A 26,374-nucleotide genomic window follows, 5' to 3' on the forward strand; every position below is an offset into this window, starting at 1 on the left:
CGAGATCAGAATATGTCATAATAAAAAGAGAATGAATAATTGCACAGGAGACTAGGGGTGTCTGCTTAAGTGGACTGAGAAAAAGGTGTGTTCCTTTTACCCTCATACCTGATCTGGATCATGCCAGCGTAGGGAAGTCGACTGCACGTGACGATCATCATGGGTAGCCGGCATCCTTATGGATGGCTGGCTTTTTTTATTGTATATACAAAACAGAGAAAAGAGAGAGGAGAAGCAAAATGAGAGATTTTCGGCTATACGCGATAACGGGGGAAGAATTTCACCCCGGTCGCTCGTTACAAGCTGTAATGGAAGAAGCGATCCTTGGTGGGGTAGATATCATTCAGTTGCGCGATAAGAAAAGTCACAAACGGGAAGTGCTTGAAAAAGCGAGAGTCCTTCAAGCATTAGCCAAAAAATATGACATTCCGTTGATCATTAATGACCATATCGATGTAGCACTTGCCGTAGATGCAGACGGTATCCATCTCGGACAGGACGATTTGCCTCTTTCAGAAGCGCGCAAAATTATGGGCCGTGATAAAATAATCGGAATTTCTACTCATAAAATCGAAGAAGCACGGGAAGCCGAAAAGGGAGGCGCTGATTATATAGGGGTAGGTCCCATCTTTGAAACGAAGAGTAAAGAGGATGTAGTGGACCCTGTTACGACCGCTTATATTCAGCAAGTTGCTCATGAGATCTCGATTCCTTTTGTGGCGATTGGTGGGATCAAATTGCATAATGTGGAACAAGTGTTGGACGCTGGAGCTACACGCATTTGCATGATTAGTGAAATTGTCGGGGCAGAGGACGTAAAAGGGACATGTGAAGTATTTAGCACTATTCTAGAGCAGCGAGGGATTGGGTCATGAATGTAATTGTGAATGGTGAAGTTGCAACAATTAAAGCGAATACGTTAGCGGAACTCGTTAGCCATTATGAATTGGACGACCAGCTCGTAGTGACAGAGGTCGATGGGGAAATTATTGATCGGGAGCATTGGACTCATTTTGAACTAACGGAAGGACAACGGATTGAACTCGTTCACTTCGTTGGAGGAGGATGATGATGATGAAGGATCTACCACTTTCAATTAGCGGAAAGACGTTAACCTCCCGCTTCTTTTTAGGAACGGGCCGCTACCCGAATCCTTTCGTTCAAAATGAAGTGATTCGAGTGTCGGAAGCAGAGGTGCTGACATTTGCCATTCGTCGTGTAAACTTGCAGGCACCGGGAGAAGACGCAATTTTACAGCATCTAGAGGGAAAAACGTTTACGTACTTGCCGAATACTTCTGGAGCAAAAAATGCTGAAGAAGCGATTCGCATTGCTCGTCTGGCTAGGGCATCGGGTCTAAGTGATTGGATCAAGGTAGAAATTAGCGTAAACGAGCGAACCCTTTTACCAGACCCTGTAGAAACGTTACGGGCGACCGAAACGTTAGCGAATGAAGGCTTTACAGTTTTACCATATACATCAGATGATCCTGTGCTTTGCAAACGGCTTGAAGAAGCAGGAGCTGCAGCGGTTATGCCAGGAGGTGCTCCGATTGGAACTGGACTCGGCATTTTAAATCCGTACAACCTTGGTTTAATTGTGGAGGAAGCCAACGTTCCAATCATTGTTGATGCGGGTCTCGGTTCCGCACAAGATGTCGTTCAAGCGATGGAGCTTGGCGCCGATGGCGTGCTCATGAACACACCTGTCGCCAAGGCAAAAGATCCTGTGAAAATGGCGCTGGCGATGAAGCATGCGATCGAAGCAGGGCGACTTTCTTATTTAGCGGGGCGGATTCCTAAAAAACGGTACGCCACAGCGAGCAGCGGACTTGAGACATTCATTTCAAAATGAAGGTGTGGTTCTAGGTGAAGGAGCATGTGATTGTATTAGGCGGTGGCGTAATCGGTCTAGCGGTTGCCTTTGAACTGAAAGTGCGAGGGCATCAAGTCACCGTGCTTGAGCAAGGCTTATGCGGGGGACAAGCGTCTGGAGCTGCAGCGGGTATGCTCGCCCCATTTTCTGAAATTGGTGAAGACCCTAATGACTTTTTTCATTTGGCTCACGAAAGCTTAAAGATGTATCCCGATTGGCAGCAAGCGGTGAAGGAGATATCTGGCAAGTCTTTTGAATATGTTCAATCAGGTAGCCTTCATTGTGTTTATCATGAAGCTGATTTTCTTGAACTTGAATCAAGACAGCATTGGCAAGGAACGTTCGGGGTTGAGTCTGAGATCTTAAGTCAGCAACAAATTCGTGCGCTTGAACCGAATATTTCAGATGAGATTATCGGCGCCATCTATTATCCTGAAGAAAGTCATTTGTTTGCTCCTGATTACGTCAAAGCGTTAGAAATCGGCTGCCGTAAGCTAGGAGTGACCATTGAAGACGAGGTAGGACATATTTCGATAGAGGCGTGGATGGAACACCAAGTTCTCCGAGGGCCTTCAGGAAAGCAATGGGCAGGAGATCGTCTGATTGTTTGTGCAGGGGCGTGGGCTTCTGAGCACGAGGAAACTTTTTCTCTGCGTGTTCCTGTATATCCCATTCGTGGGCAAATTTGCGCCTATGAAGTTCCCGCTGGCGATGTTCGTCATATTGTGTACACAAGTCAAGGCTATATCGTACCTAAAGGAAATGGAACGGTCGTTAACGGCGCCTCAGAAGACATCGCTGGCTATAATACAACGGTAACAGAACAAGGGATTAAACGACTGACGAATTGGAATGGTCATATCTTTCCGTTTTTAAACGAGCTTACCCCTTTTCATACGTGGGCTGGGCTGCGACCTGCCACACAGGACGGGTATCCTATGATCGGTGAGACGAAAAAAGCACCACATGTTGTTTTTGCAACAGGTCATTATCGTAACGGGATCTTATTAAGCCCGATTACAGCTAAAGTCGTGGCGGATGTTGTGGAGGGAAAAAAGACAGAAGTCCCACTTACAATGTTTGACCCGATGCGTTTTTCTTAAGAAGGAGGAACAGGAAGATGGACAATCTAGCAAAAGCATTGACGATTGCTGGCTCTGACAGTGGTGGCGGAGCGGGGATTCAAGCAGATATCAAAACGTTTCAAGAGTTAGATACGTTTGGAATGAGCGTCATTACAGCTCTTACAGCTCAAAATACATTAGGCGTCCATGGTGTCTATCCGCAAACATTAGATGCCATTGAAGCACAGCTTGATGCGGTTCTTTCAGATATTGGGGCCGATGCTGTGAAAACAGGAATGCTGTTTTCAGCAGACATTATTACGCTTGTCGCGCAGAAGCTAACAGCCTATCGCGTCAATCATATCGTCGTTGATCCAGTGATGATTGCCAAAGGCGGAGCAGCACTCTTACTCGATGAGGCGGTAGAAGCCCTCGTGAAGAAGCTTTTGCCGATTGCGACTGTGATCATCCCAAACTTGCCAGAAGCCGCGAAAATTCTCGGCATAGAATCGATTGATTCCCGAACGGAGATGGAACAAGCGGTCAAAGAGCTACACGCTCTTGGCCCACGCTATGTTGTCTTAAAAGGTGGACATTTGTCAGGAGATGAAGCAACCGATCTATTGTATGATGGAGAAACGATCCATGTCTTCTCTTCTTCTCGATTTGATACGAAGCACACTCATGGGACAGGCTGTACGTTTGCTGCTGCCATTGCCGCAGAGTTGGCCAAAGGGGCATCCGTCTTTGATGCGGTAAAAACAGCAAAAGCTTTTATTTCGACTGCCATTAAGCATGCGGTGGCGATTGGTGGAGGGATTGGTCCAACTAACCATCATGCTTATAAAAAAGAGAGTCTCTCATCATGAACGCTCGTAGCCCACGTCCCGTTTGAAGAGGCGTGGGCTCATTTTATGTCGTTAAGTGTATTTGTTTTCGATAGACGACTGGTTTGATATGATAGTAACGTATGAGTTAGAGAGGAAGGACAGAAAAACTCCGATTGTTTTGCGATCGAGAGGAGAATAAAGATGCCAACAGGAAATAAAATCGTTTTTCTTTTGCCAGCGACTTTAATGGTGCTACTTTTCATAGGTGGTTATTTTTACTTACAGCAAGAAACAGAGTTTTCAAATGAAGAATTAAAGGATGTCGTCTCGTTTGATGTGGAGGCGGAAGCGATAGAAAATCAATTAACTGTCCAAGTTGAATGGGACTGGAACGCGATGCCAACGGACGGATTATACGGCATGGACTACATCAGTATTGCTATGATGGAGCCTGCTGATGAAATTGTTTTTACAGAAGGGGACATTCGCCTTTTTTATGGTCACGAGGAGATTTTTCGTTCCAAAGGGAAGGTTGTCTCCGATGGCGTGATTTTCTCTTTTCCGAATGAATTGCGCGACTTCGAAAGCTTTGGCAACCTTGGTGAAATTGTCGTTGACATTGAAGGAGAACAGCTAGAGGAAACGGAACTAACGGTTTATTATGTCCATACGTGGAGTCATCATTTAGGAATGCTCCGAGATTCGGCAAAGCTAGACGAGCCATCATTTGAAAATGGACCGAATGTACCGTATTGGGTATTAACGAAGCCAGTTGAATATACACAGAAATGAAGGGACCAAGCCGATGAAAATTCGAGGATTATCGTTTCAGCAAGGGATTTTCTATATTGGCAAACGTCATGTAGCATGCGCGTACCATGTGAATGGACGACTGAAGACGTGGCTTCGTCCGTTGAACCAAAAAACGTTACTGCAAATGATGAAGCATGTGACCCAGGGGCTTCCCGTCTGGTTTAAATTACTCGTGCTGACCCTTCTTAGTCTCGTCCTCGTCCCGAAACTATTCGTAGCCTTAGGGATGATGACGTGGACGGGGCTTCCCCTTTATACGTTACTCTACTTAGCGTACGGCACTCATTTTATTTTTCCAACCGAATTGCGGAAATATCACGGAGCCGAACATAAAGTGTTTAGTGATCGGGGGCTCATTCGGCGAGCGAGATTAGAGGAAATAAGGCAAGCAGAAATCACGAACCGATACTGTTCAACAAACATGGTCGTTATCTACTTCGGGTCTGTCTGTTTCCTAACAATGGTTGGGCTTATAAGCGGATTGTCTATTGAGCCGACATTGATGTACGCTTCTTACAGTAGTGTATTCGCTGTCCCTATTGTGCAGCGTGTCATGGAGTGGCGGGGATTTGCTTGGCTTAGAAACATTATTCTTCACATATCCTACTGGCTGCAGCGACATGTGACAACCTTAGAACCTGATACGATGCATATGATTGCGGCTATTGAGTCTTATCGGCGGCTCGCCTTTCGAGAATTTCCTGACAGGGTAAGAACGCCGCGAAAACGGAAGGAGACTAGAAATATGGCTATTGTGGATGTGACGGTTATTCCGATCGGTACGGAAACTCCGAGTGTATCTGCCTATGTAGCAGAGATTCATCAAGTCCTTAAAACATATGAAGATAAAGTGCGCTATGAACTAACGCCAATGAGCACGCTAATTGAAGGGGAGCTACCGATCTTATTTGAGGTGATTCAAGCGATACATGAAGTTCCATTTCAACACGGAATCAAACGTGTCGCGACGAACATCCGGATTGATGATCGCCGCGATGTGCAGCGGAAAATGGAAGAGAAAGTAGAAGCGGTTCGAGAAAAATTAGAGCCAAAAGAAGAAAGCAAATAAAAAGAAAAGGAAGGCCATCAAAGCCTTCCTTTCGCTATGATTCAATCGTTTTAACCATTGTCACATGAGGAATGCCAGCATCGAAAAATCGCTCCGATACGGTTTTAAATCCGAGTCTCTCATAAAATCCCTCGGCATGTGTTTGGGCGTTTAGCTTAAGCTTATGAACCCCAACCTTATGAGCGAATGATTCAATTGACTCCATTAAAAGTTTCCCGGCTCCGGTGTCCCGCGCTTGTTTCATAATGCAAATTCGTTCGATCTTCCCAACATCAGTAGAGATCGTACGTAATCGGCCAGCTCCTACAGGCTGAGCCTGATCATCATAAAGCACAAAGTGTGTGGCTTCCTCCTCATACTCATCTATTTCCTCTTCTTCGGGAACGTGCTGTTCTTTTATAAACACTTCCCTCCGTACATGAAAACCATCCTCTAGCTGTTGATCTGTCTCTGCGATGATTACGTTCAAGTTATTCTTCCTTTCCTAATTTAAAGGTTTCATAAACGGTCCATGATCCGTTATCCAGTTGGTATAATAGCTGGATACGATCAACGATTTCTTCATGTTGAATTTGCTTCATTTTTAGGCGGCCCAGGTTGTCTGATAGCTCATCATACGAAAGGTTTTGTCCGATTGTCAAGTGTGGGACAAAACTATACTTTTCGTTTCGTTTAAAAGGAGGTGTATGGAGTTGTTCGTAAAGCTCTGTTAATGCTGAATGCTCTCGTATTTTAAAGAAAAGGGTATTCGAAACAGGATAAAACGTATCGACTTTGTATACTTCAAGTGGGAACGGATCGACGCCTTTCGCGATCTCCCGAATTCGTTTGACCACTGAAGGTAATTCCTGTTCCTCTAGCTCAAAAGGCTCTTTTAACGTCACATGGGGTGGGATAAGCGTGTAATGCGGATCGTAACGCATCCTGTAGGAATTCGCTAAGTCCTGTAAAGGTTTTGATGGAAATAATGCAACACCGTAATTCATCATGACAATCCTCCTTTTCAAATAGTGTGTATGAACTAAGAAAATAATGTGATTAATCCTTGGGCTAAATCCTTTTGCCAATAGGTCCACGTATGATCACCTGGAAATTCGTCATAATCGTACGTGAAGGCTTTTGTTTTTATAAGGTTGGCTAATTCACGATTCGGTGTGAGGAAATCAAGAATTTCGCCGTTCGTTGTTTTGACGTTCGTTTCCTCCGTGCCGATCCGATGGTAAATGGAAAGGGTGTCACCTCTCTCATACGCTCGCACCGCCTGAAGGACAGTGTCATCCACATAAGGTGAATGGACCATCACTTGTCCGAAAAGGGTAGGGTACTGTAAGGCGGTTAAGAGTGAGACGGTACCAGCTAGAGAGTCGCCTGCTAATGTTCTCCCCGTGGATAACGGATGGGTTTGAAACGTCTCGTCGAGATAGGGAACGAGCTCACAGGCTAAAAAGCGAGTGTAAGCCTCCATTTCCTCTCCTTTGGGGTGATAGCGCTTTCTTCTTTGCTTAACATCTTTATAAGGGACTCCGACAACGATCACGTCACGAATTTCACCGTCTTTTATCAGTGTTTCCACCTGCCGGGCTATTCGTCCCATTTGAAAATAATCTTGACCGTCTTGCGCAATGAGCACATCATATGAATACAGAGGAGTATAGTTCGGTGGTAAATAAAACATCAGCTTTAATTCATCATTTAAATAATGACTTGTCAATGTTTCTTCATATAGTTTTCCTTCAAATCGCTTGACCATTCGACTTCTATCCTTTCTACTGCCACAATACGTCATTGGATTGCTTTTATTTTACCATAATCACTATAAAAAGTATGATAGAATAAAGTAGGATTGTTAGTTTTAGACGACGTCAGAGGGGGCCTAGCAGTTGAAAAAGCCAGTACCGAGCCATGTAGTTGAACAAGCAGCGCGTCAAAAGTTGCTTGAGCGCGGTGTAACCGTAAGAGATATTGCAGAAATCGTTTATTCGTTGCAAAAACCATACAATGAGTCGATGACGCTTGAAGATTGTATCGAAAGTACCGATGCTGTACTAGGAAAACGGGAAATTCAACATGCTATTCTCGTAGGGATTGAGCTTGATGTGTTAGCAGAACAGAAAAAATTGTCTGAACCGCTACAATCCATCGTCGAGCAGGACGAGGGGTTGTTCGGTGTAGACGAAACGATCGCGTTAGGCTCTGTTTTCGGGTACGGGAGCATCGCTGTGACAACCTTTGGTTATTTAGATAAACAAAAGGAAGGCATTATTAAAAAGCTAGACGAGAAAAAGCCTCAGGTTCACACGTTTTTAGATGATTTAATTTCGAGCATTGCTGCTAATGCTGCTGCGCGCATCGCTCACCGAAGCCGTGATGAGGAAGAGAGCCGGAGCCGAGAAGAAGTGAAGAAACGTGAAGATGAAGAATTGATCGGTTAATGCTGAAAAAAGGTCTCTTGAAAAAAAGGGCCTTTTTTCTACATAAAAAACTCTATTTGTATTCCATGCACGAACTAGGTAAAATAATTAAAAACAAGCGAGGAAGGCATTTGTGATGAAAAGAAGACCACGATGGATTTATTGGAAGGAGACGTTTCGTTCGAAATTTCAAGCTGGCTGTGTGGCAGCCAAAATCGAGGACAACTGGAAAAACGGCTATGAAATTGGCCCAAGTGTTGAAATTCGCAAACTGAAGACGAATAAGTATGTTGTTCGTTATACTTATGATGAATAACGAAGCTTATGGCTTTTCACGATATTTTCGAAAGACAGCGAGAGACTCGCGCAAGAACTCGACCTCTTCATCAGTAACGGTTTCAGAATATAGAAATTGTTTTTCCGGCGGTTGTTTTTGATAGGGAGCTGGTTCATCCGTACGTCCGAGCAAATAATCGGTAGAACTATTAAAATATTCAGCCATTTTTACGAGCGTATCCATATCAGGCTTCCGATTGCCGTTCTCATATCCTGAAATGGTAGATTCTGCTACGTTTATCTTTTTTCCAAGTTCTTTCATCGTAAGCCCGTGCTTCTTACGTAAATAGCGAAGACGTTCGGGAAACATCCTACTACACCTCCCAATCGATAAAAAGTGAAACATCCAATTTACTTCCTATTATACTTTGCATTCTGCAAAGTTGTAAGAAAAATTCATTTTCTTCTCGAAATGAATTGACTACTATTCACTATGCGTTGTAAACTTATAACAAATGGTGAAGAAAGTGGTGTGATGATGAGCCTCTTACGAAAAACGCGGAAAAAAAAAGGGTATTCGCTGGAAGAGGCCTCTCAAAAGCTAGGCATTTCAGCTGGTTACTTGTCTCAAATTGAATTAGGCCAGCGCCAAGTAAGCAGGGAGAGGGCCATGCAAATTGCTGCATTGTATGGATTGTCGCACGAGGATTTATTTTATCCAACCCGGTTTGCTCGCAAAATGGAACGGAAAGACTAGAAATGCGGAAGGAGAAAATCCCTCCGCATTTCTTTAGCCTTGTGGGTGAACCATTTTTGCCGGATCGACCATTTTTTCAAACTCCTCTTCGGTTAGCAAGCCGCTTTGCATCGCGGCTTCTTTAAGAGTTAAGCCTTCGGCATGTGCTTTTTTCGCAATTTTTGCTGCGTTCTCATAACCGATGTGGGGGTTGAGTGCTGTCACGAGCATGAGTGACTCATTTAAATGCTTTTTAATGATCGTTTCGTTTGCCTCAAGGCCGATTAAGCATTTGTCATGGAACGTCCGGAGTCCATCAGTTAACAGCGTTGTGGACTGAAGGAAATTGTAAATAATGACCGGCTTAAATACGTTCAGTTCAAAGTTCCCTTGACTTGCAGCAAAAGCGATCGTGGCATCATTTCCGATTACTTGCGACGTGATCATTGTTAATGCCTCGCTCTGTGTTGGATTGACCTTTCCTGGCATAATGGAGCTTCCCGGCTCGTTAGCAGGAATGATCAGTTCTCCTAGCCCGCCCCTAGGCCCACTTGCAAGCCAACGAATATCATTCGCAATTTTAAACAAATCGGCAGCAAGCGCTTTTAGGGCGCCGTGAGTGTGTACTAGTTCGTCATGACTTGTGAGCGCGTGAAATTTATTAGCGGCTGATTTGAAAGGTTTCCCGGTTTCATTTGCGATCTCGGCGGCCACCATTTCTCCGAACTTAGGATGGGCGTTAATCCCTGTACCGACAGCCGTACCACCGATAGCTAATTCCTGCAAATAAATCATGCTCTCACGGATCATTTGCTCGGTCTTTTCGAGCATCCGAGCCCAGCCACTAATTTCTTGGCCGAGGGTTAAGGGGGTCGCATCCTGTAAGTGTGTTCGTCCTAATTTAATCACATCATCAAATTGCTTTGCTTTTTGGTGGAGTGTTTGTTTGAACATTTGGAGTGTAGGCAGTAAGTGATCGTCCAGTTTATTATAAGCCGCAATATGCATGGCGGTAGGAAATGTGTCGTTGGAGCTTTGCGATCGGTTCACGTCATCGTTCGGGTGAATTGTAACATTTAGCCCTTTTTCTTGCAGAAGCTGGTTTCCCCTGCGGGCAAGGACTTCATTCATGTTCATGTTCGACTGCGTGCCGCTACCGGTTTGCCAAACGAAAAGCGGGAAATGATCATCGTGTTTGCCAGCTAGCACTTCATTTGCAGCCCAGGTAATGGCATCTGCTTTTTCGGCAGACAGTTGTCCAAGCTTTTTGTTGACGTTTGCTGCTGCTTTTTTTAGCAAGGCAAAGGCATAAATAATTTCCATCGGCATTTTTTCTACCCCAATATGGAAATTCTCATAGCTTCGCTGCGTTTGTGCTCCCCATAATTTGTCTTGTGGAACGTGCATTTCTCCTAGCGTATCTCGCTCAATTCGTGTGTTCACTTTTCTACCTCCTTTGATTTCATTCATTACCCAATTATCCGTTTCGGTACGCATAATAAACGAAAAGCTTCACATAGTACTCATAAAGGGTCACCTAATAAAGGTCATTCCTACACTATATGATATCCTATTAACTAAAATTATGAAAAAAGGTAACAGAAACCGTTCGCATTGTGTGATTTTCTCTATTTACATTAAAGAAGGTTCCTGATATAGTGAAAACGTTAAACGTATAGACGTCTGACTTCCTTATAGATTTCAAATTTTTTGATCAAAAAGATATGGAAGTGGGCCACGTCTGTTAACTAATAAAAAAGGGGTGCGATGAATGAATATTTTGTGGGGTTTATTAGGAATCGTCGTTGTTTTTCTAATCGCTTTTGCATTTTCCACAAATCGTCGTGCAATTAAACCACGAACGATATTAGGTGGTCTCGCGATTCAGCTATTATTTGCGATTATTGTATTAAAAATTCCAGCTGGACAAGCGTTACTTGAGAGCTTAACCAATGTAGTTTTGAACATTATTAGTTATGCGAATGAAGGGATCGACTTCGTATTTGGTGGATTTTTCGAAGAAGGTTCAGGCGTAGGCTTCGTTTTTGCAATTAACGTTTTGTCTGTCGTCATTTTCTTCTCAGCACTAATCTCGATCCTTTATTATTTAGGGATCATGCAATTTGTCATTAAAATTATCGGTGGTGCGCTGTCCTGGCTACTCGGAACATCAAAGGCAGAATCAATGTCAGCAGCAGCTAACATTTTCGTTGGGCAAACGGAAGCGCCACTCGTTGTTAAGCCATACTTACCAAAAATGACGCAATCCGAGCTCTTTGCGGTTATGACCGGGGGACTTGCTTCTGTTGCTGGTTCTGTTTTAATCGGTTATTCTCTTTTAGGAGTACCGCTTGAATACTTATTAGCGGCAAGCTTTATGGCTGCTCCTGCGGGCTTGATTATGGCGAAAATGATCATGCCTGAAACGGAGAAAACAACCGATGCAGAAGATGACTTTAAGCTCGCAAAGGATGAAGAGTCCACGAACTTGATTGACGCGGCCGCCAATGGGGCGAGCACCGGGTTAATGCTCGTTCTAAATATTGCGGCGATGTTACTAGCGTTCGTTGCATTGATTGCATTAATTAATGGAATTCTTGGATGGATCGGAGGATTGTTTGGGGCGTCGCAATTGTCTTTAGAATTAATCCTCGGATACGTGTTTGCTCCGCTTGCGTTTGTCATCGGAATTCCTTGGGCTGAAGCGCTTCAAGCGGGAAGCTACATCGGACAGAAACTCGTAGTGAACGAATTTGTTGCCTACTTAAGCTTTGCACCAGAAATTGAAAACCTTTCAGATAAAGCGGTGATGGTGATTAGTTTTGCCCTTTGCGGATTTGCTAACTTCTCATCCCTCGGAATCCTTTTAGGAGGATTGGGTAAGCTTGCTCCGAGCCGTCGCCCTGATATTGCCCGTCTCGGATTACGCGCGATCCTTGCAGGTACGCTAGCTTCTTTACTCAGCGCCTCCATTGCGGGAATGTTATTCTAATTCGATGATTTGAACAGAAAACGGAGGTCGGATCAATGATCCACCTCCGTTTTTTCTAATCAAATAATGCTTTATACTTTCCGTATCCTTCTTTCTCTAGGTCAGCCTTTGGAATGAACCGCAAGGCAGCCGAGTTAATGCAATACCTTAAGCCGTTTGGTCCAGGGCCATCTGGAAATACGTGTCCTAAATGAGAGTCCGCCTGTTTGCTTCGCACCTCAGTCCGAATCATTCCGTGACTACGATCTTCTTTTTCAATCACTTCTTCTTCATCGATTGGTTTGGTAAAGCTTGGCCAACCGCAGCCAGCATCATACTTATCCTTAGAGCTAAACAACGGTTTCCCAGATACAATATCAACATAAATCCCTTCCGCTTCTAAATCATAGTATTCATTTCGAAAAGGTGGCTCCGTTCCATTGTTTTGCGTCACTTCATATTGGAGTGGTGTTAGCTTTTTCTTTAATTCTTCGTTTTGTTCGGTCATCGCGATTCCCCCCAATGTTGTTTAATAAAGGCTTCGCGCCCAGAGCCGTGTCTGTACATTTTGTAATGGAATGGGTTCTTCTTATGGTACTTTTGATGATATTCCTCTGCCGGATAGAACGGTTTGGCAGGGAGGATACGGGTGACAATAGGAGCGTTGAATTTACCGCTTTCCTCAAGTTTTTGTTTTGATGCTTCTGCTGCTTGTTTTTGCTGCCCATCATGATAAAAAATCGCTGTTCGATATGAATCGCCTCGATCGTGAAATTGTCCGCCTGGATCGGTCGGATCGATTTGTGTCCAATAGATTTCGAGCAGCTTTTCATATGGAAAAACTTCAGGGTCAAAGGTAATTTGCACCGCTTCATAGTGACCTGTCGTCTCTGAGCATACTTCTTTGTACGTTGGATTTTCTGTATGTCCCCCTGTATAACCAGAAACCACTTGATGAATCCCCAGCTCTTCCTCAAATGGGGAAACCATACACCAGAAGCAGCCTCCAGCAAAAGTGGCTAACGCCCATTTGCTTTCACTCACGGAATCACATCCTTTCCAAACGAATACACTTCTTGACTGTGTCCATAGTATACCATGATCAGAAATAAAAGCGCTCTTTTCATCGTGTTCACAACTTTTTCGTTCAGGGCATATACTACCTTAGCCTAACAATTAGGGGGATGGATTATGCAAAACGATGAAGGAAAGCGACAAGTGCTTTTGTTCATAACGATCTTGATCTTCTTTTTATTGAGCTTCGGATATGGAGGAGACGTAGCTGGCGCTGATGTTATTATCTCGTAAAGGGAGGGGGATGGTTTGGGAAAGCGAAATACAATGAATGATTTTTACGATCACAAACTGACCCCACAAAAAATCGCTGTTATCATAGGACTTGTTACAGATGCTCTCCAAGTACAGGCCATTTTAGTCGATGCAAATCAACGTGTAGAAATTGTCTTGGAGGGACATTTAAGTAAAAAGTCAGAAATGGATCGGATGATGGACGATTTAAGTGATATGAAGTTTGGAGAAGTGATGGACGCCTTTATGAAGCGGAAATAAAAGACTTATAGGCGGTTCAATCATTTCGAAGCAGGAGGTGAGAAGAATGATTCATGCGATGATGCCACGACAAGGAGAGGATACGAGATTTGTCGGAGTAGGATGGGGTGGCGGGCGACGCCCATTTGGGGGTGGTCCTTTTATCGGTGGTTTTTTAGGAGGGCTTGTAGGAAGCGCCTTATTTCCCCCTTTTTATGGATACCCATATCCATACCCTTATTATTACCCGTACCCTTATTACCGTCCCTATTACTTTTAACAGAGATGAGAGATCGGTCCTTCCACTGATCTCTTTTTAATTTGTAAAAATAGATCTTTTATCCTAACTAATTTTTACTTATAATGTTAAATGTGAGGGATATGATGAAAAAAGGGGTCACAACGAGTGAAGCTATCAGATCAGCAGTTATTAGAAGCATACGATCAAGCGCTCAAACTTGAATTAGAGGATGATTTTATCTCCGTACTCAAGGAAGAGATGATCAAGAGAAATCTTGAGGTTGACAGGGACATAGAGTCTTATTAAAAACCTCTATTATTTGTGAGGTGAAGCCAATGGGTCATTACTGCCGGTGGTGTGAGAATGATCCGCTTTTGATTGCGTATCATGACAAGGAATGGGGGCAGAGAGAAGATGATGATCAGCGTTTATTTGAGGCGATGTGCCTTGAGCTTTTCCAATCGGGACTATCGTGGAAAACCGTTCTTCATAAACGAGACAGCCTTCGTAAAGCGTTCCGCCATTTCGAGCTAGAAAAAGTAGCGACGATGAACGAACAAGACGTAGAGCGTTTATTAAAAGATAGTGGAATCATACGACATCGAAAGAAGATAGAAGCAACCATTCAAAATAGTCGAAACGTTGTACGGCTTCAACGTGAATTTGGAAGCTTTAGAGAATGGATCGAGAGCTTACCGAACGACGTGGAAGCAAAAGCGGCGAAGATTTCTGAGATGTTTACATATATGGGACCGATAACGGCGAAAAGCTTTCTAGAAGCGACAGGGTTTATTCCGGTTGAGCACGATGAGCAGTGCCACTTATTTGAGGGGAAAAGTTTACAAATTAAGCCTATAGGTAAAGCAGATCGTGACGAAGTACAACAGTTTTTCCATCAACATTGGGGAAGTCCGGAAATGGTTCTTTCCACAGGTGTTTTTCACTGTGAACGTCTGCCAGGCTTTCTTTATCGGAATAAGCTTGGTGAAATCATAGGGTTAATCACCTACGTAACGCATGAGAAACGGAGCATTGAAATTATTTCCCTTGATAGTGTGAAAGAAGGAAAAGGGATTGGAACGAGCTTGCTTCAGGCGGTGGAAGCTAAGGCGATCGAGCAACAAGTAAGGCAAATCGAGGTTATAACGACAAATGACAATTTGCACGCCCTCGGATTTTATCAGAAGCGAGGTTATCAATTAAAAGAATTAGTCGTGAATGGAGTGGAGAAAGCTCGGCAGCTGAAGCCGAGCATTCCTCGCAAAAGTGCAGATGGGATTCCGATTCGCGATGAACTTAAGTTGGTAAAAACCATGCGCTGATTTATTCGCGTACACCTGTGTCGTAAATTTTAATTTCCGCTTTCGTTTCAATGGGAATCGTCGGGTAGACGGCTTCCCATTTTTCAATATCGAAGCCTCTAGTTTGAGCCTTCATCCGAGAGCCGAGACCGAGTGGATCAATCTCTAATGATTGAAAAAGGCTCGTCAGCTCCTTCGCTTCATTCTCCAGTTTGTTTGCTAATTGTTGTTTAATCATCTCATATGTAGCTTCGTCAATTCCTTTGTCAGGCCGACCTGTATACTCGGTGACTATCCCTTTAAAATGGAGAACGATCTCCACTTTCGGTTGATTAAGGTCACCGGTTATATGATAAGTGGAATGAGAGTTTATACTACGGAGAACGGTGAAATCCCCATTCGGTAATCGAAGCTTAATGGGACCGCGCTCGACACGTTCAAGTAAGATTTTTATGACACATAAATATTCCTCATCTAAGTGATAAACGAATTTATCACCTTTGAAGAGAGCAAGACCATCAACAGCGATCCGATTCGCCACGGGAACTAAATATGGAAGATAGGGGTCCTGTCCTTCCGCATAGTAATCACGCAAAAATAGGTGCAAGTTCGTTTGCGGAAGATTTTGCGTACGGATATTTTGATCGATTAATTCACGTAAGTACGAAGCGACCTCCTCTTCAATATCATATTTATTCATCAAAACGTCTTTTGCGCTCCCTTCGGCAATGCCCAAGTAGATACGCATCCCGATCTTAGGGTCGCGCATGAACGTATCGATCGTCTGAATGAGTCCTATTTCTTCGGCCAATTGGCGGTTGAAGATAATCGAAGATAAACGACCGACATGGATCGGAAGAGGGGTTTGCCGATTCAACTCGGAACGAAGGTCGCGGCTCGTGTGTGCTCGTGTTGAAATCGATTGGCTCGTCACTTTCTCTCTCGGTCCATAGACGGGCATATTGATCGTACCTTCGATTGTGTTTTCATCTATGTAATCATAGCCTAACGAATGAATAAGTGTATTATTATCGACAATGCTCATTTCAACACAGCCTGGAATCGCAATAAGGAAAATAGCACTTAGTAATGATTTCATCATGGCGATAGTCTTAACCTCCCTACAATCCATTTCCAAACAAGTAAAAACGGAATATAGACATACAACACATACAAGCCAACGATCGATACAATGCTGTTTAATTGATTAATCTGATCTCTTGTCTCTAGAAGAATAGAAGCAATAAAGACAATTAAAATACTGATGATCAACGTATGGCGGTGTTTCATCGAGAATACCCTTTTCCCAATTCGACTGGATGCCCAAAGTCCAACTGTAATGTTCGGAAGGATGACGATCAGCCATGCTGAAATGCCAATATATTCGAATCGTTCAATGAAGGGAAGCTCTAACACTTTCCATGACGACAAAGTGGGCCAAATCGTAATGTCCATTTGTTCCTCGCTAAAATAGACGAAAGCCGATATAGTGGCGATTAAATAAATGAACGTCGTATACAACACGGCATAATGGGCGTATCTTTGAGATTTTGCTGCATTGCGAATGAACGGATAAAAAATCAGCAAAAGTTCAGGGCCTAATACGCTTAACGTCATATCTTTTGTCGCCATTAATTGCTCACGAATGGTCGTATCAAAGAGTGGACGCAAGTAGCGAAATTCAGCAAATTCAAAAAGGGGTAAGGTGGTTAGCAATAGCGGCATCGGCAAGACAACACCGAGAAAGCAAACCCCGGTCACAATGCGAAATCCATTTACGATCGCAAGGTACATCAACAATAGCATCGTAAGCGTGAAGGTCCATGTTGGCAAGTCAGGAAACACCCAAATTTGAATGACTTCTGTATAGGTGCGTAACACCGTAAAGGCGAGAGCCGCATAGTAAAGCATAAACACAATGTTAAGCAAAGAACCAAGCCATTTTCCAAAAAGCTTTTCATGAACATGAGCGATGTCTTTTTCCCCATCCAATATTTTGTACATAAAGTACACTACGAGGTGGATGAGCAATCCGGTGAAAAGGACAGCGATCCACGATTGGTAACCACCGCTTTTTGCTATGACGCGTTGAAAACCGAGTACCCCGACTCCTACTTGCATGGAGTGGATGAGAAAAAACACCATAAAAGGTGGAACCGTTAAGCTTTGATTGGTTTTCACGTTCACGCCCTCCTATGTCATCACATGCCCTCGTCGATGTCATCTTTTGTTTGCGCTTTTTTTGGTTGAAATCGCAGCTTGTCGCCCGTCTTTAGATGGCTCGGTCGTTCGGCTTGTACAGTGAATGGCAGTCGGATAAACGAATCCTTTAAGTCTTTCCAATAAAAAGGATAAATCGGATGTAAAAATGGACGGCCAAGGGATTGGAGTGTCAACAGGTGAACGAGCAAATAACAAAACAACAGGACAAGGGAGATTAATCCCCACAACTGTGCTGCAAGAATAAAAGGAAAGCGAATCAAACGGATCGTGTTCCCCATGCGATAGACTGGTGTTGTAAACGAGGCGAGCGCAGCTAAAGCGACAATAATGAGCAGGACATTACTCGTGAGACCAGCTTCAACCGCAGCGGTTCCGATTACGATCCCTCCGACAATCCCGATCGTCTGACCGACCTTTGTCGGTAAGCGAGCCCCAGCTTCTCGAAGCAATTCAATCGTTACTTCAAGGAATAACGCCTCGAGAATCGGTGGAAACGGAATCGCTGATCTAGAAAGGGTGAGGGTGGCGAGTAAGTCTTGCGGAATCAATTCAGGGTGATACGTCAGTACGGCCACATACAGCGGTGTAGCAAAGATTGAAAAAAGAACGGAAAATAAGCGAATTAACCGAAAAATAGAAGCAATGTGCCACTTAAGAAAATAGTCTTCATAGGATGAGAAAAATTCAACCAACGTCGTCGGTCCTGTGATAGCCGATGGAGAACCGTCTGTTAGCACGCAAACCTTTCCTTCAGCGAGGACAGAAGCGACACGATCAGGCCTTTCTGTATCAATTAAAAGTGGAAAGGGACTTTGGCTGCTATCTTCAATGAGCTGATTGATAAAAGAGCTGTCGCTAATATGATCAAAATCGATGTCGTTTATTCGATTGCGTACGACTGTTACAAGCTCAGGGTTGGTGATCGTTTCAATATATAGGATGGCTACCCTTGTATGAGAAAGGGAGCCCACCTCATACTCTTCAATTCGTAAGTTGCTTGTCGGCAACCTTCGACGAACGAGATAGATGTTTAAGTCTAGACTTTCCACGAACGCTTCCTTCGGTCCGACAACGCTAAACTCCACTTCGGGAATTGAAATTTCACGTGATTCTTCCACTTGTGCTGGCACACACAAGCATGGAAAATCGCTGTATTCAGGGTGAATACATACATGACCAGTTAAAAGGTAAGTGTTGAGTTCTTTATCATTTTGAACGATATGGATGCTGTCGATCGGCAGCTCTCGTTTAAGCTCATGCAACGTTAAGGCCTTACTTTTAATCAGGTGGGTTAAGATGTCTTGCTGCAAGGTAGTCGGGTCAACTAACGTTCTTAGATAAAATAAGTGATAACGTAGCTGGATAGCGTCCATTGTAAATTGGGTAAAATCACTAGATTGTGAATAGATCTGAATCACATCTGCTAAAGTAGTTGCTTTATTTTCAGAGGCAGATGCTCGTTGCTGACGTTTTAACTTATTTAATTTAAACCAAGACACCTTGACCTACACCTCCCTTAACCTCCATTCCATAGTTTGGACAGTGTCAATCATTTTATGTATAAATATCACCAATTTTACGTATTTACTCCATCTCTGAAAGGTTGTAAAAGCTCAATATTTATGACAGAAGAATGACATTCGTTTAACGTTTTTGTAACATCTAGCAGTAAGTCTTGATCTAATTCACTCACTTCGTCCATAATCGAAACCGTTAACTAACTGTAGTAAAAGCGGTGTTTGAAGCAAAATAGGAGAGAAGGGATATTAAAAGGTCGGGTCGCCCCAATAATCGAACCAGTCATGTCCGTGATGACCTGAGAATACATTCATTTATAAATATAAGAAAAGTTAAATGAGCATGGGAATCTCTAGCAATAGTTAAAACAAGTTAGGATTGGACGAAAGGGGGGATGACTGTACACGAATTTGTTGTGTACAGACAATCATGAAAGAAGGCAATTATACGTATACCACTGAAAAGCCTGGTAGTGTGTTTATCATTTCAGCCGTGCTAATCGGGTTGTTTGTATTATGGGGGGCTGTTTCCCCTTCATCGCTAGAATGGGCGGCAGGCATAGGATTGGGCTGGATGATCGAGAACTTCGGTTGGTTCTACATGTTGACGACAGCTTTCTTCGTCATTTTTTCAATTGTCATTGCGATTAGTCCCTATGGTCGGTTGCGGCTCGGCAAACAAAATGACCGTCCCGAATATTCGTGGTATTCGTGGATCGGTATGTTGTTTGCTGCAGGCATAGGTGTTGGCTTCGTCTTTTGGGGAGTAGCTGAGCCGGTTCTCTATTATTTAGATACCCCTGTCGGCTATATACCCGGAACAAGAGAAGCTGCGATCGCAGGTCTCCGTTATGGGGTCTATCATTGGGCATTGCATCCGTGGGCGATTTTTTCCATTGTCGGCTTGACGCTAGCCTATGTCCAGTTCCGCAAAGGGCGTCCGGCGTTAATAAGCTCGGCATTCTATCCCCTCTTCGGTGAAAAGGTAAATGGCTTTGCTGGTCGCTCGATTGATATTCTCGCAGTCATCGCTACATGTACAGGAGTCGCGACGACATTCGGCTTAAGTGCGATGCAAATTACTGGAGGCTTGTCGTATATTTCTTCCATCACTAACTCGGTATGGACCCAGTTGACGATTATCGCCATTGTCACCTGTTTGTTTATGATCTCAGCAGGTAAGGGAGTTAACAAAGGAATTAAAACATTAAGTAATATTAATTTAGCGGTTGCTGCAATCTTACTCGTATTTGTTATCGCCGTTGGTCCAACGTTGTTTATCGCTGAAAATATTGTTACGACCCTCGGTGGCTACATTTCAAATGTAATCCCGATGAGCTTGACCATGACCCCTTTTTATGAAAGTGAGTGGCTTGGTACGAACACGATCTTTTTTTGGGCATGGCACATTGCATGGGCTCCATTTATGGGGTTATTTATTGCAAGAATCTCGAGAGGACGGACAATTCGCGAATTCATGGCAGGCGTCTTAATCGTTCCGTCGCTGCTTGCTCTTATTTGGTTTACAACGTTTGGCGGTACGGCTCTCAACCTAGAAATGTATGGTCCTGGTGGGATTGCCGAGCTCGTCACAAGTCAAGTGGAGCTAGCGCTCTTTGCCACGTTAGGAGAGCTTCCCTTAAGCGCAGTAACAAACGTCATTGCTGTCCTGCTTATTTTAATCTTTTTCATCACATCAGCAGACTCGGCATCGTATGTACTAGGCGCCATGACATCAAAGGGAAGTTTGGAGCCTAAGCTCTCGGTTAAAATGATTTGGGGTTTTCTCATTGCTGGAACGGCCAGCGTTCTCCTCCTAAGCGGTGGTGGTGGGTTGCAAGCGCTGCAAACAGCCTCTATTATCGCGGCACTGCCATTTGCCGTCATTATGATTATGATGATCATCTCGTTATTGTTCATGTTTGCAAAAGACGACCGAGCTGAACGGAAGCAGAAGCAAACAAAACAGCTATCAACCTTGAAGGAAGAAATTCGCGATGAGATGTATGATGACATGAAGCAAGAAGTGTACGAGGAAGTAAAGGAGCAAGTGTATGAAGACGTGTACGAAGAAGTGAAAGAAGAGGTAAAAGACGAGATTTTAGATGAGCTTGATCAAGAGAGCAAGTAAATGGGGGCATTGCGCCTCCTTTTTCACTTGAAAGAAAGCTTACTTCAATCGGAAAACGACAGCTTTCACCTCCGGCAAGTGTCTTAATCATGATTCATTTTTAGTTGTGTTGCTTAACCCTTTGAAGAATCAAAATGCGAAGAGAAAGAAAGAAGAAAAGTACCGTAAAACAAGAAATGACAGCAAGGCCGACCTCTTGCCATTGCAGAAGGTTTGCAATCACGCTAAAGATAATGACGATATAAAGACTGCCAAGTAAAGTCCGCATCGCTTTTTCTGAATAGAAGGCGGTCATTTTTGCTCCAACAGGCGAGCCGATCAATGTGCCAATAATTAATAAAAGCCCAAGCCCAAAGTTTACAGGTGTTTGAACACTATATGAAATAAAGCCGGCAAACACAATAAATATAACGGAGGCAAGGCTAGTTCCAACCGCTTTTTTAGGAGCGAACCTAAGCAGAGAAATGAGCATCGGGACGAGAAAAAAGCCACCGCTTACGCCAAGCATGGCAGAAATAAACCCAGCCCCAAGACCAATAAAAACAGCGATCAGTTTGTTTGGCGAATTTTGGATAAGTGGTTTTCTTTTCGTTTGAGGTATGAGCATGGAGCTAGCAAAAAATCCGAGTAAAAAAATATAACAAAGGGAAATGGTTATTTCAGCGAGCTGACGTTCTTCAAGGAAAAGCATGAGAGGAACAGCTAGCTGTGTACCGACAATCCCTGCAATATTTATGATTAATACATAACTCCAATGGATGTTTTTCATGCGAAAATGAGCCCATGCCCCTCCCAAGGAGGTTCCAAGAGAAAGCATTAAGCTTGTCCCGATCACAACGGCAGGTGGAAATCCGAACAATAATAGGAGGGGCGTCAGAATAATGCCGCCACCAATCCCAAAAAAGCCTGAAAAAATGCCGATGATCGACCCGAGAAAAACAAAAAATAACCAATCCATAATTGACCTCCTTCGCTATTTAGTATATCGCAATCGAAGGCGGCTTCCACTCTATGATTACAAGTTTACAAAAAATTTACTGGGGGTATTTGAAATTTCATGGAAAGAACTTAAAGAAAAATCGCATTATTATGAGATTCTTTCAAATAAACATGTGAAAGAGTGTAAAAATGAACAATTTCGTTATCAACAAGGTAACAATCTAGTATGATGATTTTGGTTATATACCCACTTAATCACAATTGACTTAAGGAGGACATTCAAATGAGCAAAAAAGTTCTTTTCAGCATCCTTTCAGGTGTACTAGCACTTAACGTACTAGCAGCTTGCGGAGGAGATACTGAAGACCCTGCAAACGAAGAAGAACCAGCATTAGAAGAAGATGCAGATGCTGCCGATGAAGCAGAAGAAGAGGAAGAAGCTTAAGTTTGACATAGGCTGGGATAATACTAGCCAAACGTAATAAAAAAGGTTCGGATCATTTTATTTTGATGGTCTGAACCTTTTTTCTGTTGATTCATGAAATCGTCCGTTGATTAATTTGCGTTTATGACCGTGTGTGGACAGAATCATTTTCCTTATTATATTCCCAATGAATGGTTTCAAATCTTTGCCCGCGGCAAGGGAGTGTTTTGAAACAATCAACCCTTATTAATAGATTTTGTTTTTAAAAAAGATTCTCGTGAAAAGCTTTCCAATCAAACATGAATCAAAGCCTGCTAGTTTTGCTTTTTGGTATGGTTTTTTACTATCTTAATAATAAATTTCGCGATCGTGAAAGAAAATCTATCAGACGAATTTGCGATCATTGTTGTAATAAGTAGAATTTTCTGTTATTAATAAAAACAAGTGAAAGACGATTTTTCTACTTTTCAAAGAGAAAGAGCTTGTGTTAATATACATTCATGCGAATAATTATTATGATATAGAAATACTTGAGGGGGAAACAATACGATGAAAAAGATAAAAAATTGGATGCAGCTCGGTGTAACTTCTATTCTTGCTGTCGGCTTGTTAGCAGCTTGCGGCACAGCTGAAGACACACCAGAAGAAGCGACAACAGGAGCGGACGATGTGGAAGCGGAGGCAGGCGATGAGGAAAAAACGGTTCTCGTCATGGGAACATCTGCCGATTACCCACCATATGAATCCGTCGATGTAACGACAGGGGAAATTGTCGGCTTTGATGTTGACATTGCCGAATACATTACGTCTGAGCTTGGCTACGAATTAGAAATTCAAGATATGGATTTTAACGGAATCATTCCAGCGCTTCAAGCTGGTCGCGTCGATTTCGCCCTTTCGGGGATGACACCGACAGAAGAACGGAAGAAGAGCGTTGATTTTTCCGATGTCTATTATGATGCACAAAATTTAGTCGTTTTTAAAGAAGAGGACGGGCTGTCTTCAGTTGAGGATCTTGCTGGCAAAACGGTTGGGGTACAATTAGCTTCAATCCAAGAGGAAGCGGCAGTCGAACTACAAGAGGAACTGGATGGTTTAACGATCGAGACCCGGAACCGTGTACCAGAGCTTGTTCAAGAGCTACTTGCCGGTCGTTTCGATGCGCTAATTATTGAAGATACAGTGGCAGCGGGTCACCTTGAAGCCAATCCTGGACTCGTAAGCTTTGCGATCGAGAGTGAAGGAGAAAAAGGTTCTGCAATTGCTTTTCCGAAAGATAGCGAGCTAACGGAACCGTTCAATGAGAAACTTCAAGAAATGATGGAAGATGGTACGATGGAAGAGCTGATTTTAAAATGGTTTGGCGGAGAGGAACAATAAGCGTTAAAAGGCGAATGATCACGTCGGTCTCTCTACAGCTGTGGGGAGGCCGTTCCATTGTTATAGGAAGGAAGACAGCTTATGAGTTTTGATTTTTCTCGAATCCAGCCCTTTATGCCTTTCATGCTTGAAGGGGTTTGGGTGACGTTACAATTCGTATCGGTTTCCCTCTTATTCGGGCTTGTTTTAGGGATCGTATTGGCGATATTTAAAATTAGTAAGTATCGGCTATTTCGCTGGTTTGCTGATTTTTATACTTCGATTTTTCGCGGCACACCGCTCATTTTGCAATTGTTGATGATTTATTTGGCTCTGCCGCAATTCGGTGTTGATATTTCTCAATTTCAGGCTGCGTTTTTGGCATTCGGGTTAAACTCTGCTGCCTACGTATCGGAAATTATTCGTGCCGGGATTCAAGCCGTCGATAAAGGGCAACGGGAAGCAGCTGAGGCGCTTGGGATTCCTTACCGTCCGATGATGCTACGAATTATTTTGCCGCAAGCAATGCGTAACATTTTACCGGCCTTATTTAATGAATTTATTAATTTAACGAAAGAGTCGGCGATTGTATCCGTCATCGGGGTCACTGACTTAATGCGACGCGCGCAAATTACGAGTGCGGAAACCTATCTTTACTTTGAACCGCTCTTGTTCGTCGGTCTCATTTATTACGTCCTTGTCATGGGACTAACTGTCATTGGACGTCTGCTAGAAAGGAGATTAAAACGAAGTGATTAACGTAAAAGATTTGCATAAATCGTTTGGCTCCTTAGAGGTGTTAAAAGGGATTACGACAGAGATTCAAAAGGGCGATGTTGTGGCGGTCATCGGTCCTTCTGGGTCAGGAAAATCGACGTTTTTACGCTGCTTAAATTTACTTGAAGTCCCTACGTCAGGCTATGTTTGGATTGATGATGAAGAAATCACTCATCCGAAGACGAACGTAGGAAAGCTGCGGACGAAAATTGGCATGGTGTTTCAACACTTTCATCTGTTCCCCCATATGACTGTGATGGAAAATTTAACGTTTGCCCCCATGAAAGTGAAAGGGGTCTCGAAAGCAGAAGCAATTGCTAAAGGGGAAAGCTTGCTTCAAAAAGTCGGTTTGCTAGAAAAGCGAGACGAATACCCGAGTCGTCTTTCGGGTGGGCAAAAGCAGCGGGTCGCGATAGCCCGTGCGCTTGCAATGGACCCAGAAGTGATGCTGTTTGACGAACCGACATCGGCCCTTGATCCAGAGATGGTGAAAGAGGTTTTAGCGGTTATGAAGGATCTTGCTGAGACAGGGATGACGATGGTCATCGTTACCCATGAAATGGGCTTTGCCAAGGAAGTGGCAGATCGCGTCTTGTTTCTTGATCAAGGTATTTTGCTCGAAGATTTGCCACCGAAGCAATTTTTTGCAGCACCGAAAAGCGAAAGAGCACGGGATTTTCTTGAAAAAGTTTTATAATTCTATGAGGGCTTGCCGATCGCAAGCCTTTTTCTATTGTTCTATATATAGGAGATGTAAGAAGATCCGCTTGGCGACAAGCTACGTTTTTAAGCCGGCGCTTTGCGTTTTTTAACATCAGGCGGTTCAACGGTTCAACCGTTGTGTGATACACTTGAGAAAAAACGGAACGGGGAAGACACCAAACGATGAAACTAAAGATTGGCTACCGCACACTGAAAACAGCGTTAGGGGCAGGGATTTCCATTTTTATTGCCCAAGCGCTAAACCTCGAATTTTATGCCTCTGCGGCGATTTTGACGATTCTTTGCATCTCCGTTTCACGGAAAGGCTCTCTACGGGCCGCATGGCAGCGCTTTGCTGCATGCATGATTGGGCTTGCCTACAGCTTCATTCTTCTGGAATTAGTCGGCTATCAGCCATGGACACTTGCGCTAATATTAATATTGTTTATTCCAACGGTCGTTCGCTTAAACGTGAAAGAAGGAATTACGACGAGCACGGTTATCATGCTACATGTTTATACACTCGGGACCGTGTCATGGGCGATTTTTATCAATGAGTTTTTGCTGATTGTGATCGGAATCGGTGTAGCGCTCATTATGAATGCGTACATGCCGAATATCGAACGAGAGTTGAGAAAACACCAGCGGAAAATTGAGGCTAATTTTCGGACGATTTTACGGGAGCTTGCGTGCTATGTTCGAACAGGAGAAAGCGAATGGGATGGACGTGAAATTCCAGAGACAGCGGACGAGATCCAAAAAGCAAAAAGCATTGCTATGCGCAACATCAACAATCATTTTCTCCGCTATGAGGATCAATATTATCACTATTTTAAAATGAGGGAGCGACAATTTGACATTTTGGAGCGAATTATGCCCTTTTTGTCCTCGTTGGACGATACCGTCGTCCAGAGTGACAAGATCGCTGATTTGCTTGAGGAATTAAGCGAAGCTGTTAGCCCTGTCAATACCGTCTCCTATTTTCAAGGGCGCATTCAAGACATTCGCTCCTATTTTGAGGCGAGAGAGCTGCCGAAAACACAAAAGGAATTTGAAACGCGATCGGCCTTGTATTACGTGATTCACGAATTAGAGGAGTACTTACGGATGAAAGAATCCCTATATGAAAAGCAGAATAAAAAGGAGAAAAGCAGGGAACGTTAGGCA

General features: G+C 43.5%; 32 protein-coding genes, 1 pseudogene and 1 riboswitch. Of the genes and pseudogenes, 22 read left to right on the forward strand and 11 right to left on the reverse strand.

Annotation, left to right across the window (positions count from 1 at the left end; translation table 11 throughout):
• Positions 1-43 precede the first annotated feature (43 nt).
• Positions 44-152, forward strand: a riboswitch (TPP riboswitch).
• Positions 153-239: 87 nt separating this feature from the next.
• The 7 genes from thiE (at position 240) to FED51_RS07885 (ending at position 5,651) form a co-directional block, all read left to right on the forward strand.
• A complete protein-coding gene (gene thiE / locus FED51_RS07855) occupies positions 240-875 on the forward strand; it encodes a thiamine phosphate synthase (RefSeq protein WP_053431482.1) in 636 nt (211 codons plus the stop codon).
• Positions 872-1,069, forward strand: coding sequence for a sulfur carrier protein ThiS (thiS, locus tag FED51_RS07860; protein ID WP_053431481.1), 198 nt, complete (start codon positions 872-874; stop codon positions 1,067-1,069). The genes thiE and thiS overlap by 4 nt, the downstream gene beginning before the upstream one ends.
• Positions 1,070-1,074: 5 nt before the next feature.
• The gene (locus FED51_RS07865) at positions 1,075-1,854 is read left to right on the forward strand and encodes a thiazole synthase (RefSeq protein WP_053432007.1); all 780 of its coding nucleotides are present in this window, start codon (positions 1,075-1,077) and stop codon (positions 1,852-1,854) included.
• A gap of 14 nt (positions 1,855-1,868) precedes the next feature.
• On the forward strand, positions 1,869-2,978 hold the full coding sequence (thiO, locus tag FED51_RS07870; protein ID WP_053431480.1) for a glycine oxidase ThiO: 1,110 nt from the start codon (positions 1,869-1,871) through the stop codon (positions 2,976-2,978).
• A 17-nt stretch (positions 2,979-2,995) separates the two neighbouring features.
• Positions 2,996-3,808, forward strand: a complete 813-nt coding sequence (gene thiD / locus FED51_RS07875) for a bifunctional hydroxymethylpyrimidine kinase/phosphomethylpyrimidine kinase (protein ID WP_053431479.1) — start codon at positions 2,996-2,998, stop codon at positions 3,806-3,808.
• 162 nt (positions 3,809-3,970) lie between these two features.
• Positions 3,971-4,561 (forward strand): hypothetical protein, encoded by a 591-nt coding sequence (locus FED51_RS07880; protein WP_053431478.1) that lies wholly within the window; start codon positions 3,971-3,973, stop codon positions 4,559-4,561.
• A gap of 13 nt (positions 4,562-4,574) precedes the next feature.
• Positions 4,575-5,651 carry an MTH1187 family thiamine-binding protein gene (locus FED51_RS07885; RefSeq protein ID WP_083445564.1) on the forward strand — a complete coding sequence of 359 codons (1,077 nt, stop codon included), beginning with the start codon at positions 4,575-4,577 and terminating at the stop codon, positions 5,649-5,651.
• 34 nt (positions 5,652-5,685) lie between these two features.
• Here the strand turns inward: FED51_RS07885 and FED51_RS07890 are convergent, their stop codons facing one another.
• Genes FED51_RS07890 through FED51_RS07900 form a run of 3 tightly spaced genes read right to left on the reverse strand, consistent with a single transcriptional unit; the run spans position 5,686 to position 7,401 of the window.
• Positions 5,686-6,120: a GNAT family N-acetyltransferase gene (locus FED51_RS07890; RefSeq protein ID WP_053431477.1), complete on the reverse strand. Its 435-nt coding sequence runs from the start codon at positions 6,118-6,120 to the stop codon at positions 5,686-5,688.
• A 1-nt stretch (position 6,121) separates the two neighbouring features.
• Positions 6,122-6,637: a YjcG family protein gene (locus FED51_RS07895; RefSeq protein WP_053432006.1), complete on the reverse strand. Its 516-nt coding sequence runs from the start codon at positions 6,635-6,637 to the stop codon at positions 6,122-6,124.
• A gap of 35 nt (positions 6,638-6,672) precedes the next feature.
• On the reverse strand, positions 6,673-7,401 hold the full coding sequence (locus FED51_RS07900; protein WP_053431476.1) for an esterase family protein: 729 nt from the start codon (positions 7,399-7,401) through the stop codon (positions 6,673-6,675).
• Positions 7,402-7,531: 130 nt separating this feature from the next.
• Here FED51_RS07900 and FED51_RS07905 point away from each other — a divergent pair, with 130 nt between their 5' ends.
• The gene (locus FED51_RS07905; protein ID WP_053431475.1) at positions 7,532-8,083 is read left to right on the forward strand and encodes a phosphatidylglycerophosphatase A family protein; all 552 of its coding nucleotides are present in this window, start codon (positions 7,532-7,534) and stop codon (positions 8,081-8,083) included.
• A 115-nt stretch (positions 8,084-8,198) separates the two neighbouring features.
• Complete coding sequence (locus tag FED51_RS07910; protein ID WP_010897607.1) at positions 8,199-8,378, forward strand: hypothetical protein; 180 nt, start codon at positions 8,199-8,201, stop codon at positions 8,376-8,378.
• 6 nt (positions 8,379-8,384) lie between these two features.
• On the opposite strand, the gene FED51_RS07915 is transcribed toward FED51_RS07910, so the two are convergent.
• Positions 8,385-8,708 (reverse strand): helix-turn-helix domain-containing protein, encoded by a 324-nt coding sequence (locus tag FED51_RS07915; RefSeq protein ID WP_053431474.1) that lies wholly within the window; start codon positions 8,706-8,708, stop codon positions 8,385-8,387.
• A 168-nt stretch (positions 8,709-8,876) separates the two neighbouring features.
• Here FED51_RS07915 and FED51_RS07920 point away from each other — a divergent pair, with 168 nt between their 5' ends.
• Positions 8,877-9,095: a helix-turn-helix domain-containing protein gene (locus FED51_RS07920; RefSeq protein WP_010897609.1), complete on the forward strand. Its 219-nt coding sequence runs from the start codon at positions 8,877-8,879 to the stop codon at positions 9,093-9,095.
• A gap of 33 nt (positions 9,096-9,128) precedes the next feature.
• Here FED51_RS07920 and fumC read toward each other — a convergent pair whose 3' ends face one another.
• Positions 9,129-10,517 carry a class II fumarate hydratase gene (gene fumC, locus FED51_RS07925; RefSeq protein WP_138090371.1) on the reverse strand — a complete coding sequence of 463 codons (1,389 nt, stop codon included), beginning with the start codon at positions 10,515-10,517 and terminating at the stop codon, positions 9,129-9,131.
• Between the two features lie 328 nt (positions 10,518-10,845).
• Between fumC and FED51_RS07930 the strand changes: the two genes are divergently transcribed.
• Positions 10,846-12,066, forward strand: a complete 1,221-nt coding sequence (locus FED51_RS07930) for a NupC/NupG family nucleoside CNT transporter (RefSeq protein ID WP_053431472.1) — start codon at positions 10,846-10,848, stop codon at positions 12,064-12,066.
• Positions 12,067-12,121: 55 nt separating this feature from the next.
• On the opposite strand, the gene msrB is transcribed toward FED51_RS07930, so the two are convergent.
• On the reverse strand, positions 12,122-12,553 hold the full coding sequence (msrB, locus tag FED51_RS07935) for a peptide-methionine (R)-S-oxide reductase MsrB (RefSeq protein ID WP_053431471.1): 432 nt from the start codon (positions 12,551-12,553) through the stop codon (positions 12,122-12,124).
• On the reverse strand, positions 12,550-13,089 hold the full coding sequence (gene msrA, locus FED51_RS07940; RefSeq protein WP_083445563.1) for a peptide-methionine (S)-S-oxide reductase MsrA: 540 nt from the start codon (positions 13,087-13,089) through the stop codon (positions 12,550-12,552). The genes msrB and msrA overlap by 4 nt, the downstream gene beginning before the upstream one ends.
• Before the next feature lie 279 nt (positions 13,090-13,368).
• Here msrA and FED51_RS07945 point away from each other — a divergent pair, with 279 nt between their 5' ends.
• From FED51_RS07945 to FED51_RS21270, 5 genes and pseudogenes are all read left to right on the forward strand, one after another.
• The gene (locus FED51_RS07945; protein WP_053431469.1) at positions 13,369-13,614 is read left to right on the forward strand and encodes a hypothetical protein; all 246 of its coding nucleotides are present in this window, start codon (positions 13,369-13,371) and stop codon (positions 13,612-13,614) included.
• A 46-nt stretch (positions 13,615-13,660) separates the two neighbouring features.
• Positions 13,661-13,873 carry a hypothetical protein gene (locus FED51_RS07950; protein ID WP_083445562.1) on the forward strand — a complete coding sequence of 71 codons (213 nt, stop codon included), beginning with the start codon at positions 13,661-13,663 and terminating at the stop codon, positions 13,871-13,873.
• A 126-nt stretch (positions 13,874-13,999) separates the two neighbouring features.
• Complete coding sequence (locus tag FED51_RS07955) at positions 14,000-14,140, forward strand: sporulation histidine kinase inhibitor Sda (protein ID WP_083445561.1); 141 nt, start codon at positions 14,000-14,002, stop codon at positions 14,138-14,140.
• Between the two features lie 29 nt (positions 14,141-14,169).
• A pseudogene (locus tag FED51_RS21340) lies at positions 14,170-14,538 on the forward strand (DNA-3-methyladenine glycosylase I); the annotation flags it as partial.
• A gap of 87 nt (positions 14,539-14,625) precedes the next feature.
• Entirely contained in the window at positions 14,626-15,156 is a 531-nt protein-coding gene (locus tag FED51_RS21270; RefSeq protein ID WP_407901427.1) for a GNAT family N-acetyltransferase, read from the forward strand.
• A gap of 1 nt (position 15,157) precedes the next feature.
• Here FED51_RS21270 and FED51_RS07965 read toward each other — a convergent pair whose 3' ends face one another.
• Genes FED51_RS07965 through FED51_RS07975 form a run of 3 tightly spaced genes read right to left on the reverse strand, consistent with a single transcriptional unit; the run spans position 15,158 to position 18,857 of the window.
• Positions 15,158-16,237, reverse strand: coding sequence for a Ger(x)C family spore germination protein (locus FED51_RS07965; protein ID WP_053431468.1), 1,080 nt, complete (start codon positions 16,235-16,237; stop codon positions 15,158-15,160).
• Entirely contained in the window at positions 16,234-17,316 is a 1,083-nt protein-coding gene (locus tag FED51_RS07970; protein WP_053431467.1) for a spore germination protein, read from the reverse strand. The genes FED51_RS07965 and FED51_RS07970 overlap by 4 nt, the downstream gene beginning before the upstream one ends.
• 20 nt (positions 17,317-17,336) lie before the next feature.
• The gene (locus tag FED51_RS07975) at positions 17,337-18,857 is read right to left on the reverse strand and encodes a spore germination protein (protein WP_053431466.1); all 1,521 of its coding nucleotides are present in this window, start codon (positions 18,855-18,857) and stop codon (positions 17,337-17,339) included.
• A 448-nt stretch (positions 18,858-19,305) separates the two neighbouring features.
• Here FED51_RS07975 and FED51_RS07980 point away from each other — a divergent pair, with 448 nt between their 5' ends.
• Complete coding sequence (locus FED51_RS07980) at positions 19,306-21,006, forward strand: BCCT family transporter (protein ID WP_053431465.1); 1,701 nt, start codon at positions 19,306-19,308, stop codon at positions 21,004-21,006.
• 100 nt (positions 21,007-21,106) lie between these two features.
• Here FED51_RS07980 and FED51_RS07985 read toward each other — a convergent pair whose 3' ends face one another.
• Positions 21,107-21,964 (reverse strand): sulfite exporter TauE/SafE family protein, encoded by an 858-nt coding sequence (locus FED51_RS07985; RefSeq protein ID WP_138090373.1) that lies wholly within the window; start codon positions 21,962-21,964, stop codon positions 21,107-21,109.
• A gap of 264 nt (positions 21,965-22,228) precedes the next feature.
• On the opposite strand from FED51_RS07985, the gene FED51_RS21090 reads away from it, so the two are divergent.
• From FED51_RS21090 to FED51_RS08005, 5 genes are all read left to right on the forward strand, one after another.
• Entirely contained in the window at positions 22,229-22,390 is a 162-nt protein-coding gene (locus FED51_RS21090; protein ID WP_010897625.1) for a hypothetical protein, read from the forward strand.
• A gap of 528 nt (positions 22,391-22,918) precedes the next feature.
• Positions 22,919-23,749: a transporter substrate-binding domain-containing protein gene (locus FED51_RS07990; RefSeq protein WP_138090375.1), complete on the forward strand. Its 831-nt coding sequence runs from the start codon at positions 22,919-22,921 to the stop codon at positions 23,747-23,749.
• 81 nt (positions 23,750-23,830) lie between these two features.
• On the forward strand, positions 23,831-24,487 hold the full coding sequence (locus FED51_RS07995) for an amino acid ABC transporter permease (protein ID WP_134229321.1): 657 nt from the start codon (positions 23,831-23,833) through the stop codon (positions 24,485-24,487).
• Complete coding sequence (locus FED51_RS08000) at positions 24,480-25,202, forward strand: amino acid ABC transporter ATP-binding protein (RefSeq protein WP_138090377.1); 723 nt, start codon at positions 24,480-24,482, stop codon at positions 25,200-25,202. The genes FED51_RS07995 and FED51_RS08000 overlap by 8 nt, the downstream gene beginning before the upstream one ends.
• A 188-nt stretch (positions 25,203-25,390) precedes the next feature.
• Positions 25,391-26,371 (forward strand): aromatic acid exporter family protein, encoded by a 981-nt coding sequence (locus tag FED51_RS08005; protein WP_053431461.1) that lies wholly within the window; start codon positions 25,391-25,393, stop codon positions 26,369-26,371.
• Positions 26,372-26,374: the final 3 nt, after the last annotated feature.

The organism is Halalkalibacterium halodurans, assembly GCF_005671335.1.
Taxonomy (GTDB): domain Bacteria; phylum Bacillota; class Bacilli; order Bacillales; family Bacillaceae_D; genus Halalkalibacterium; species Halalkalibacterium halodurans.